Annotated in this window: 8 protein-coding genes; all 8 read right to left on the bottom strand. The window is 41.9% G+C overall.

Annotated features, from left to right (window positions below; translation table 11 throughout):
- Positions 1 to 182 precede the first annotated feature (182 nt).
- On the bottom strand, positions 183 to 2,504 hold the full coding sequence (gene pbpC, locus O7C57_RS08060) for a peptidoglycan glycosyltransferase PbpC (RefSeq protein WP_269723888.1): 2,322 nt from the start codon (positions 2,502 to 2,504) through the stop codon (positions 183 to 185).
- A 69-nt stretch (positions 2,505 to 2,573) separates the two neighbouring features.
- Complete coding sequence (locus O7C57_RS08055) at positions 2,574 to 7,622, bottom strand: alpha-2-macroglobulin family protein (protein WP_269723887.1); 5,049 nt, start codon at positions 7,620 to 7,622, stop codon at positions 2,574 to 2,576.
- 341 nt (positions 7,623 to 7,963) lie between these two features.
- Positions 7,964 to 8,194: a hypothetical protein gene (locus tag O7C57_RS08050; protein ID WP_269723886.1), complete on the bottom strand. Its 231-nt coding sequence runs from the start codon at positions 8,192 to 8,194 to the stop codon at positions 7,964 to 7,966.
- A 121-nt stretch (positions 8,195 to 8,315) separates the two neighbouring features.
- The gene (locus O7C57_RS08045) at positions 8,316 to 9,314 is read right to left on the bottom strand and encodes an Rpn family recombination-promoting nuclease/putative transposase (RefSeq protein WP_269723885.1); all 999 of its coding nucleotides are present in this window, start codon (positions 9,312 to 9,314) and stop codon (positions 8,316 to 8,318) included.
- A 478-nt stretch (positions 9,315 to 9,792) separates the two neighbouring features.
- Positions 9,793 to 10,248, bottom strand: a complete 456-nt coding sequence (locus tag O7C57_RS08040) for an enhanced serine sensitivity protein SseB C-terminal domain-containing protein (RefSeq protein WP_154625155.1) — start codon at positions 10,246 to 10,248, stop codon at positions 9,793 to 9,795.
- Positions 10,249 to 10,342: 94 nt separating this feature from the next.
- Positions 10,343 to 11,638 carry an aminopeptidase PepB gene (gene pepB / locus O7C57_RS08035; protein ID WP_154625156.1) on the bottom strand — a complete coding sequence of 432 codons (1,296 nt, stop codon included), beginning with the start codon at positions 11,636 to 11,638 and terminating at the stop codon, positions 10,343 to 10,345.
- A gap of 157 nt (positions 11,639 to 11,795) precedes the next feature.
- The gene (iscX, locus tag O7C57_RS08030; protein WP_154625157.1) at positions 11,796 to 11,996 is read right to left on the bottom strand and encodes a Fe-S cluster assembly protein IscX; all 201 of its coding nucleotides are present in this window, start codon (positions 11,994 to 11,996) and stop codon (positions 11,796 to 11,798) included.
- Positions 11,997 to 12,029: 33 nt separating this feature from the next.
- Positions 12,030 to 12,365 (bottom strand): ISC system 2Fe-2S type ferredoxin, encoded by a 336-nt coding sequence (fdx, locus tag O7C57_RS08025; protein ID WP_154625158.1) that lies wholly within the window; start codon positions 12,363 to 12,365, stop codon positions 12,030 to 12,032.
- Between the last annotated feature and the right edge of the window lie 2 nt (positions 12,366 to 12,367).

The raw sequence follows: 12,367 nt of genomic DNA, 5'->3' as shown, positions 1-12,367 counted from the left end.
AAAACGAAAAGTATGTGTCAGTTGTTGTTTTTTATAGTGTTAATCTTCTGCTACCCAGTAACAGAAACAAGGCGTTGATTATAGGGGCTACGATTACAATTTCCTACAGTTACATCAACATTTTGTTAAACTTTTTATAGCAAAAAAGACTATTTTTTTGACTAAGTCACACTTTTTATTCGTTACTTCACTTTAAAACTGACTGAGGTCACTTGTCCCCCCATGTCTAAAACAGAAATTTGGTAGTTTCCTGATTTATCAAAAGTCAGTAAAACGCTGCCATTGTGTCCTGTTTCTTTTATTTGCTCGCCATTTAAAAACCACCATTGTTGTCCTTGCCCACCTTGCGTCACTAAGCGTACATCTAAACTACTTTTACCTGGTAACCGCTGTAGAATTTCACCTTCACGCACGCCCGAAATCAACAGTAGCGGCATTTCACTCCTCATTGGTGGACAGTGGGGATCAATACGAGGTAACCGGTTAGCACGTTTCTCACCCGACGGTAGCCATGACTCTAATGTAATCGGCCACAAATAGATCTCTTTTTCTATTGCGTTAGGGCAATCTGGCGCAACCTGTAAACCTTGAGTATTGACCCATATTTTCTGGCGTAGCCCTAATAATGACTCCTGTCCTTTCGCAATGAGTGTTGGTGGGATCGTCTTGTCCAAAATCCAACTTAAGCGACGTTGCCGGCAATTGCTATCCTCTTTTGGCAACGCGGTGCCACTCGGCCAACAAATCACCGCTTGGCTAACGCTTGCGGGCTTAGTATCCTTCGGTATCGATTGGGTTGATTGATATAAACGAGCTAACAATAAATTATTCACCTGATTCATTATCGGAATAGCCGTTGCGTAGCCAAATTGCCCTGCAACAGGTGTACCATCTGGCCGCCCAACCCATACACCAATGGTATAACGCGGATTGACCCCTATCGCCCATGCATCACGATAGCCATAACTGGTGCCGGTTTTCCATGCTAAATTCACTTGTGCGCTTAAACTACTGTCTGGCACAGGGCGCGCCTCTCCCCCCATAATACGTCGCACAATCCACGCAGCTCCCGGTGAGATAAGCTGGCGATCGCGTATCACTTCACTGGGTCGATAGCGCAGTGGTGAAACTTTTCCTTGGCGAGCAAAAGCGCTGTAAGCTGCTACTAGCTCATCCATACGTGCAGCCGTTCCACCTAAAATGAGTGATAAATTGGGTTCACTTGCTAAAGGAAAACGTAATTCTGTCCCAACATTACGTAACTTGGCCGTAAAACGTTTACTCCCATAAGCATCAAGTACTTGCACTACCGGCAAATTCAGTGAACGCACTAATGCATCACTGACGCTCACAGGACCATTAAAACCACTATCAAAATTACCTGGTCGATAATCATCAAAACGACGTGGTACATCTTGTAACAGTGATTCGGCATGGATCAATCCATCATCCATTGCGAGTGCATATAAAAAGGGTTTAAGTGTCGATCCCGGCGAACGCCAAGCCGTGATCATATCAACATGACCAAAACGGCTATTATCTGTAAAATCAATTGACCCAAGATAAGCTTTCACACTCATATCAGTATGATCAACAACCAATAATCCTAATGAAGTTTGCTTAGGCAGCTGGTTTTTCCAATTAATCGCCATATCCTCTAACTGACGCTGTAACCCTGCATCAATTGTGGTTTCAATAATTGAATCTTGAACATCTTTGACGACGCGACGCGCTAATAAAGGCGCTAAATGAGGATTTTTACGCGGAGCTAACCAGATTTGTTCCTGTTTAATATCAGCAACTTTATCTGCCGACCAAACCTGATATTCAGCGAGCCTATCAAGGACTTTATCGCGTGCAGCTTGCGCTCTTTGGGGATAACGGTCAGGTCTCAGTCTGCTTGGCGCTTGTGGCAATACCGCAAAGAGCGCCGCCTCACCTGACGTCAGTTTATCTGGCGATTTATTTAAATACACCCAACTTGCAGCACCAATTCCTTCAATAGTTCCCCCGTAAGGGGCTCGATTCAGGTACATTTCCAAGATTTCATCTTTTGAATAATGGTATTCAAGCTGTGCGGTACGCCAGAGTTGTTTGAGTTTACCTGTTATTGTTCGGTCATGAGGGTCAATTAACCGAGCAACCTGCATAGAAATCGTACTTCCCCCTGATACGATACGCCCTGAACTCACATCCTGCCATAATGCCCTCAGCAACGAAAAAGGGTTAACGCCCGGATGTTGATAAAAATGGCGATCTTCATAGGTGAGGAGTGCTTCAATAAATTCAGGTGATACTTCATCTAATTTTACGGGATAGCGCCAAATGCCTTCTCTGTCAGCAAAACGCCAAAGTGGTGTGCCATCTTCGGCCACTACGGTACGTGCCATTTCAATTTGCTTGATGGGTAATGGCCATAACCTATCAAGCAATAAAAATAGCAGAGGCAAAAAAATCACCAAGACGATCAATGTCATCCCAGTGCGTCGTAACCCTTTTTTCATAAATGGATCTACCGCAAAGAAATAGCCCTTATACGACTAGCACTACACAGTATAAGGGCTTAGCAAAGATTAACGAACGATTTCTAATTGACCACTAGCATTACCGACAGCTCGCCATTCAGGCACATACATGGATTCCACCTGTGGAACAGGAATGTTGTATACACCCGGCGTCACCGCTCTAGCTAAATACACTAAAGTGGTTGGTTTATACTGCTGTACCTCAACGGCAGCGACAAAACGGTCGTCACGATATTCCATATGACTGATTTGTGCTTGCTGCATATCATCGATCACTTCTTGTAAGTTTGGCGCTGTTTCGCTGAGATTTGCACTGCTGTTTGCCAAATTTTGGTTTTCTAGCTCTAAACCTGCTGGCAATAAATCAACGACTAATGCATCAGGAACCATCTGTGAAGCGTTCACTTCCAACTTCACAACTACCATTTCGCCCGATCTTAAACGGTCAAGTGTAATTGGTTGGCCTTGTAAATCTAAATAGGTACGTTTCACACTTAATACATTGGAACTCGGCGTTGGTGTATACATCGGGTATCCCACCACATTCAAACGGCTATACAATGTATTGGTACCCGCATTTTCAATGCTGTAGCCTGTTTGTAGCTGTTGTTTGCTCAAGAACTCATTGACCGGTTTGTCCGATGTCATTGGTGGCTCTTGACCATTGATAACCGCTTTCCATGGCGTTTCGGAATCATTCACATAATAACGACCCGCTAGATACAACGCATTACTCTCTTGAGTTGAGAAGTACTGTTGTGAAACTAGGTTATTGGACAATATCTGTAGTTTTTGATCACGCGATTTCGGCATTAATTGATGTTCATTTAATAAAGCCACTATCATTGCATCGTCACGGATCGTTGAACCATAGTCACCATCATAGCTGTAACGACTACGCTGTTTTTTCAATCCATCGATAATGGCGCTGTCACCACGTGCCTTATCTCCCATGAGATTCAATGCGATCCCTAACTGCACTAGCGGTAATCCACTATTGGATTCATTGGCCCTAGAGTACAATTGGCGCAAGGCTCCTAAAGGAGCTTTCTGCTGTGTGGCCAATACCAAGCCTGCATAAGCTTGAGCAGCAAAGCGCGATGCATCCGGATTATTGGTATATGGATAATTGATTTGATTACCATCTTGTAAGTAGCTTAACAAACGGCTATTTGCATTCACTAACGCATCTTGAGGTACTGAATAGCCTCGTTGATGAGCTCTATTTAAAAAATCTGTTGCGTAAGCCGTCAGCCAATACTCTTCGCGGCCATTCCGATCCCACAACGAGAAACTTCCATCAGGACGCTGCATGCTTAATAAGTGCGGAATACCGATTTCAATGGCTTTCCGACGATCATCATCCGTTTGTGATTTCACACCCAGCTTCGTTAATTCCGCTTGCGAGGAGTACAGTGAAGGATATAGTCCGCTGATCGTCTGCTCAAGGCAGCCATATGGATATGCAAATAACTCACGAATATAACGTGCGATTTGCAGTGGAGGACGACTCGTCAACAGTACCTGCCCTTCAAGCGTATCCGGTGATAAACCGCGCAACTCTTCCGTTGGTAATGTCCATTGTTCACCGGGCTCAATCGCAATCGCATAAGAAAGAGTTTCTGCTGGTTGAGCAGGACGTACTCCGACTTTCCAACTATTACTGTATTCTTTCAATGACTCGCCGGGGATGTTAATACCATTGATTGTCATCGACACTTGACCTTCCCCATAACCGTAATCAGCACGAACAGGTAAGGTAACTGTTGTTCGTTTGCCTTTCACTAAAGAGAGTTCTTTCGAGGTCGCCCCATCTAATTTCACCATACCCGAGGCTTTAAAGGTCACCGTGACATTTTGTGTATTATCAGTTGTGTTAGTCAGATCCAGTGCAAAGTAAGATTTATCACCACCAGCCATAAAACGTGGCATCGACATTTGTGTAATCAATGGTGCGGCAACCACAACTTTACTGTCGGCATGACCAAAATCTTTGTCATTCCAAGCTTGTGCCATCACGCGTAATTCCCCATTAAAATCAGGGATTGGTAATGTGATTTCACCTTCACCATTTTTATCCAGTGTCACAGGTTGAGCTTGTTCCGCAATGATTTGCACTTCTGTTAGCGGCTTCATTCCTCCGCGCTCTAACGCGGCTTCTTCACTATCACCACCAAAGCGCAGATTAGCAAGTTTGCCCTGCCCCTCAATCAAGTGACCATATACATCGTATTGGTCTACGCCATAACGTTTGCGCCCAAAGAAGGCTTCATACGGATTAGGGGTTTTAAAATCAGTAATGTTCAAGACACCCGTATCTACCGCGGACAACAACACATTCACTTTTTCAGGTAATGGTTTACCATCTTGCGCGGTTGCTTTCACTTTAACGGTAAGATCTTGATTAGGTCGCATCTTTGTGGGTGCGGTCAGTGATAAGCCAATTTTACGATTCTCATCCGCCAATGGTAGATGGAGTACACCGATAGCGCGTTTTACTGTCGCCTCTTTCGAATCATCCCCTGGGCGTACAACTACCGCAGTGATATAAAGATCATGGCGTGCCCATTCTTTATTAACAGGCACTTCAATTTCCATCCCTTTTTCAGGGACGTCAATCTCTTGCCACCATAGCGGACCACTACTGGATTCAAGCAAAATATAGCCTTTGCCCGCTTTAGGAGATTCCACTCGAACTTTTGCTTTTTCTCCAGGTAAATATGCAGGTTTATTTAAGCTTAGTTTTACTTGATCAGGGCGTATAGCCCCATTACCACCCGCATTATCTTGCCATGAATAACCCGCCCAAAATTGTAGGCTGCTAACTAATTTATTATCTTCATTAATCACTTCAAGACGGAAAGAACCCCAATCAACTGGGAAAGACACTTTCGCAGTACCATCTTTTTCAATCTTGATGTTTTCATTCGCCATCATCAAATCTTTTTGATCATAATTTGATGTCCAGCCACCACTTTCTGACCAGCTCCAGAAATAATCACGGCGTTCATAGACTAAACGAGCGGTTAAATTTTCGGCCGCAAGCTTATTACCTGCCGCGTCAGCAAATACCAGTTCAAATTCAGCAAGAGAGTTTTCATCGACGTTATAGCGCTGTGTGTAACGGTCAGTCCGATAATCATAAATTTCTTTTTTATTAAATAATGGACGAATACCAACCATTGCTTTCGCAGGCCATACCGCCTGTTCTGCTCGGCGAGTCACAGGGCGCCCCCCTGCTTCCAATAAACTCGCTTGTGCAATAACTTTAATTGGTGAACGCAAAGATTCCCAATTACTCTGGGGTACAGCGATAACGGTTTCACCACTATCATTTAATGTTAAATCAAACTCATCCAGCTTACGTTGTAGCCCTTCTTCATTTTCAAAACCAAATTCAAAACCGGGTAGTTTTGCTACCGCTTCACGGTCAGGTCGAATAAAAATTTGTCCTTGAAGTTCATTACCTGCGGCTGGTGCGCCATATAAATAACGCCCCTGAATATCAAACTCAACAGGCTCATTATTCAGAATAGGTTTTTCTTGAGCACTCATCTCCAATGCCATGCGCTCAGGCATGAAATCTTCAACGTTGAATTTATAGTAACGCAACGGTGAACCATCACCTAAATCAAAGCGTAAAGACCAGCCGCCTGTTTCAGCGGATTTTGGAATTTCGTATTGATACTGGTATAACCCATTGTGATCTTGTTCAGGCTGCCACACAAAACTTCTAACGACTTGCCCATCGGTTTTTAAAACATCGACTTTAACTGGCTGAGCCTTAATTGGCTGGCCATCACCATCACGTAATAAACCATTCACCAATAACAATTCACCTGGGCGATACAAATCTCTAGGGCCAAACACAAAGAACTGTTTTGCATAACCAACTGGACCTGAAATATCAAACTCGGATAAGTCTAGTGCTGGCTGTGTCAGGTCAATCATACTTGTTTGACCATCAAGGGTCGCTAACAATAGTTTCCCACCCGCTAACTTATCTAATTTGGCATGCCCATCACCATCAGTAGTGGCTTTATTAACTAATTGCCCTTTTTCATCAAGAATACGTAATTCCACGCCTTTTAGTGCAGAACCTTTTGCCTGTGATTGTGTAAATACATCAACCTGATCTTGATAGCTATGCAATGACACGCCAATATCACTGAGCGTAAATACGGTTGCAGGGAATTGATAACTATAGCTACCTGCTTTTTGCATAATCGCTAAATAAACACCATCTTGCTGGAGTTCTTTAATCTCTTTCAGCGGCAATAAAACCGTTTCACGAGTATTTTTGGTTGGATTTAGGTCAAAACGCCCTGTGTAGGCAAGTTCGGTTTTATTGAGGAACTCTTCTGAATACCAATATTCATAATTACTACGGTATTGCCACATTGCCAAAAATTGTGGCAATTGTTTTTCATCAATGCGGAAAAAGTTCACATCCACTTTATCGACATTCAATGCGATAACTGGCAAGCCTTGTGCAACTTTGCTAGGTAATAAGGAGCCTTTACTTGCAAACCCAACTGTCGGGATAATTTGTGCCGTTTGTAATTTTTTCTCAAATGGTTGAGTTATTGTCCGTTCATTGACCGCTTTGATCCCCGTATTGACCGTAAGATTTAGCTCTCTTGATGGCGGTATATGGCGAAAGCGCAACTCCATTTGATTATCAGATAGCTCCCAAGCGCCATCTAACTTACCTGATTTAACATCAACTAAATTTAAAAATTGGCTAAAATCTTGGTTTTGCTCTAGGGGAACAGAGAAAGTAACGACAATTGCACTCGCGCCATCTAGCTGTAACTCAGAGGCATCAAGAATCGTTAACTCTTTACCTGCATAACGCTTGATCATCTCTTCTTTAGATAATTTTGTTGCAGATTTATTTTCCGTTGCAAGTGGTGCAGTCTTCGTTGGATTTTCTACCGTTGATTTGTTTTCTGCTGCAATATTTGTATCTTTTTTGCTTGTGTCGTCTGTATTATCACAACCCGTTAGTGCAATGACAGAAGCTAATGCCGCTGCAATATAACGTTTTTTTGTCTTTAGACCCGCCAATGAAGCCCAACTAAAATGTTGATTCATGACCGATTCTTCCTTTAATAGTTAATATATTGAGCTTTCACTCTCATCTAACTCAATGAGAGCAATAAAAATTTTGACCTGATGATAAAATAGGCGAAAACTAAAATAGTTTGTATCAATCAATTATATAATTTAACAGATTGTGCGGTGAGCACCTATAAGACAAAACGGAAAAAAATCTTACTATTTGGGGCAATACGGCGGGTGAAATAGGCAATAGCGGGTATAAAAATAATGAGCAAATATATCAATAGAAAATATTGCGACGACTTATAATATGCGAAGACAATAATTCAAGAAAAGAGCGCCTTTCGCATCAACAAAACGGGGAACTTATCATATTATTGAAGAGAAATAAGTTCTTCTCGGCTTAGTCCGGTGCTTTCCATAATTAACTCAAGACTAATACCGTTTTTTAAAAGCGTTCTTGCTGTCGCTAGGTTTGCCTCATGCTTTCCTTTTTTAATGCCTTTTTCAAGGCCTTTTTCAAGGCCCTCTTCCAATCCTTTCTGGTGCCCTTTTGCCCAGCCCACTTTGGCACCTTTCTCTTGCAAACGTTGTGCAATACTCATAATAACCTCTTGATGCTTTTCAGTTTTTTCATTCAATTGTTGGATTATTTTCTCAACGTTTAAGAGCAATAATTCAAGAAAAGAGCGCCTTTCGCATCAACAAAACGGGGAACTTATCATATTATTGAAGAGAAATAAGTTCTTCTCGGCTTAGCCCAGTACTTTCCATAATTAACTCAAGACTAATCCCGTTTTTTAAAAGCGTTCTTGCTGTCGCTAGGTTTGCCTCATGCTTTCCTTTTTTAATGCCTTTTTTAATGCCTTTTTCAATGCCTTTTTCAATACCTTTTTCAAGGCCTTTTTCAAGGCCCTCTTCCAATCCTTTCTGGTGCCCTTTTGCCCAGCCCACTTTGGCACCTTTCTCTTGCAAACGTTGTGCAATACTCATAATAACCTCTTGATGCTTTTCAGTTTTTTCACTCAATTGTTGGACTATTTTCTCAACATTTGCTGCATCCATCGTAAAAAATAAATAATTGAGAATAGTAATAACATCGCTATCAGTATTATAGTGATTATTGAGCGCCTGAGCCAATAAGGAGATCACGTGTTCACTTTCATCCCGTAAATGTTTATGTTTCATGGCTAATTCCATGATGGCAACCTTACGGTAATTAACAAGTTCATTATCATCAATGACTGTGACATCAACCAAGGGAAAAGAGCGGGTATATAAATCCTTCGCCACATCCGCTAATGGAAAACAATCTGTCCATCGTTGTGAATATGGATAAGGCGAGCAATCTCCGTGGTAGAATAAAACAGGCACCACGAGCGGTAAGTGTTTATGACCTTGTTGTAAATGTTGATTCATAGCTAAAAATGCATAATGCATTAATCGCCAAGCCATCAATTTATCAGGTGACGATTGATGCTCAACAAGTAAATAAATATACCCATCACCCTCTGCGGTTTGGACCGAATATAATACGTCAGATAACCGTGAACGCAGCTGTTTATCGATGAAAGAAGAATTGGTTAACGCGAGTGTTTCAAAATCACAGAGCGCATGGATGTGAGCAGGTAAATGAAAATGGAAAAAATCTTTAGCATTCTCTATTTGCGCCATAAAACCTTTAAATGCCGCATCATGAGCTGAGTGTCGTTGTACTTTTTTCATTATTGAGCCTTATCTAAAATAAACCTATAAAAATCATCGTAGATATTTATTTTTAGGTGCAATGGATTATTACCTTAGAAAGGGCATCACATTTGAAATGACCCTACACTCGTCCTATTTCAAGCGATAACGTGACTCATCACAAACAAACTCATCATAAAGTATTTACGCCGTTAGCATAGCTCAAAGTATCATCTCGTGATCTAGCCATATTGATGTCATTTAACTATTTCTAATTAGCAGAAACAGTGTGCCCCTACTGCTTGTCATTGCACGATAACCGTATCACTTAAGCGCTGAAAGGGTCATTAGCGACTCAGCTACTTCGCCGTGAAAGTTACTCTGAAAAACAGAAGAATTCGAACACGTGCTCAAAATATCGCCCTGCTATTTGGGCTAGAGGAAATAGTGATTAGATAAGAAAGAACAACGGCGGGCCAAAAGCACAGTGAGCCATTATCTAGCCCACTGCGGAAACTTACTTGGTATTTTTAATCGGGATAGTATCGCGTAGCCAACTACCTAACTTACGCTGGTAGAAAGGTTGAACATGTTCAGTGATAAAATGGCTAATCCCTTTTTCAGCTTCGTTAACTAAACAAAAATCAATAGACTCATTATCATTTAAATACTCACAAGCTAGAGTCCCCGCTTGATGAATAATCTCATCGATATTTTCAGTTCCGGGTACAAACTCCAATGCCACCATAAGTATGGCTTCGTCAGTATCATCATCAGCTTGGGCAGAAACTAAAAAGGCACGACGGACTACTTTGTGTTGCTTAAAGCATTCGATTAAAGCTTCTGTCAATGCTTCTGGTTCTGTTTCAAGCACACTGAGTTTTAATGAGGCCCCTTCAGGGATAATTAACTCAGTAAATTCAATATCATTATCGGCGCTTAAAGGTTTATTCGATTCATATTGCTGCGACATGCTCATGCCCTATGTAAAAATAATTGTAACTATAATAAAAAAACAGGCACGAAAAGTCGCCCCTTTCGTGCCTGTTAAGAAAACGAATAACCTTTTAGCCTGCTTTTTTCATCAGCAAGTTCGCAATTGTTCTCACTCCAATTCCCGTGGCACCTTCAGCCCACAGACTAACCGGAGATTTGCGATAAGTGGCTGAACAATCGATATGTAGCCAATTTTGGCGGTAGTTTTCAACAAAATGAGATAAAAATGCCGCTGCGGTACTCGCCCCCGCCGTATTAGATGGTGCTGCGATATTATTCAAATCAGCAAAGCTTGATGGCAGCTGCTGACGGTGGAATTCGGCTAATGGCAGACGCCAGAACAACTCATGTTCTGCATCGGAAGAATCCATTAAGTCAGCCACTAATTTATCGTCAAAGCTGAGTACGGAATGATAGTCGTTACCCACCGCTGTTTTTGCTGCGCCGGTTAACGTGGCAGCATCAATAATTAAAGAGGGTTTTTCTTTACATGCATCAATCAAACCATCAGCTAAAACCAGACGGCCTTCGGCATCTGTATTCATCACTTCCACTGACTTACCATTACGGTAACGAATGATATCACCTAATTTAAACGCGTTACTACTGACCATGTTATCCGCCAAACAGAGGAATAACTTGACGCGTTTTTTCAAACCACGATTAATCGCCAGTGCCAATGAACCAACCAATGTTGCAGCACCGCCCATATCTGCCTTCATTGAATTCATTGATGCAGAAGGTTTAATACTGTAACCACCTGAATCAAAGGTAATGCCTTTACCAACAAGACAAGCAAAAACAGGTGCATTCGCATTACCAGTTGGGTTGTAATCCAGTGCCAATAAGGCCGGAGAGCGGTTTGAGCCACGACCGACAGTATGGATACCTGCATAACCTTGCTCAAGTAGGTCTTCGCCTTTAATAATGCGATAGCTGATTTCTTCAGCTCCGATGTGGCATAGTAAATCAATAGCACGTTGCGCTAATTGCTCAGGACCTAGCTCTTCAGCTGGCGCGTTAATCACATCACGTACCCAATCAATCGTACGGATACGACTTTCTAACTCTTGGCGTTCAGCTTCTGGCAAAATTGGCCATTCAATTGTTCTCGCCCCTTTTGGCGCACGGAAACCTTGCCAAAATGCCCAACTTTTTTCCAGATCCCAACCTTCACCTGTCAAAGAAACATTACGAATACCTTGGCTATCCAATTTACGTCCTGCGCTTTGTACTGCACAAAGCTTGCCTGGATGTTTTAAATGAATAGTGATTCCTTTATCACCAGAACTGATCAGTGCACCTTCACCCCAACAAGGAGCTGCGGCTTCAAATGAAATCATTACTGGCATAATCTGTTTTGTCATTGTTTCTCCCACTTTATCTGTTTTTTTACAGGCAGCTTTTATCTATTTCTATAGCTGATAAAAGTAACTTAACTTATTAGAGGCTAAATAGGTATCAAGATAGTGCTCATAAATAAAAACCGGACTGTTCGCCCGGTTCATCGATTCAATTTGGCCATTATTCAAACTCATCTAGCCAAACTAACAAAATGGCTTCTAAGATTTTTTCATTAGATTTTTGTGGGTCATCATCAAAATCTTCTAATTCACAAATCCATTGGTGCATATCTGTGAAACGTACTGTTTTTGGATCCAAATCCGGATACGCATCATACAATGCTTCGCCGATTTCTCGGCTATTAGACCATTTAAGGCTCATCTTCGTTTCCCCACACAGTTGATTGTATCAGTATCAATGTTCACGAGCGTGATTAATTGTATATTTTGGGATCTCAACAACCAAATCTTCGTCAGCAACGAGTGCTTGACAGCTTAAGCGACTTTCTGGCTCTAATCCCCACGCTTTGTCAAGCATGTCATCTTCTAATTCACTGCTTTCTTCTAGGGAATCAAATCCTTCACGAACAATACAATGACATGTAGTACAAGCACATGATTTCTCGCATGCATGCTCAAGTTCAATACCTGAACGCAATGCAACATTTAAAATCGACTCGCCCTGTTGTGCATCAACAACCGCACCTTCCGGACATAACTCTGTATGAGGTAAAAAAACTATTTTAGGCATAA

Origin of the sequence: Providencia sp. 21OH12SH02B-Prov, from assembly GCF_027362595.1 — a bacterium.
GTDB classification, from domain to species: domain Bacteria; phylum Pseudomonadota; class Gammaproteobacteria; order Enterobacterales; family Enterobacteriaceae; genus Providencia; species Providencia zhejiangensis.
This window is presented reverse-complemented; position numbering and strand designations above follow the sequence as displayed.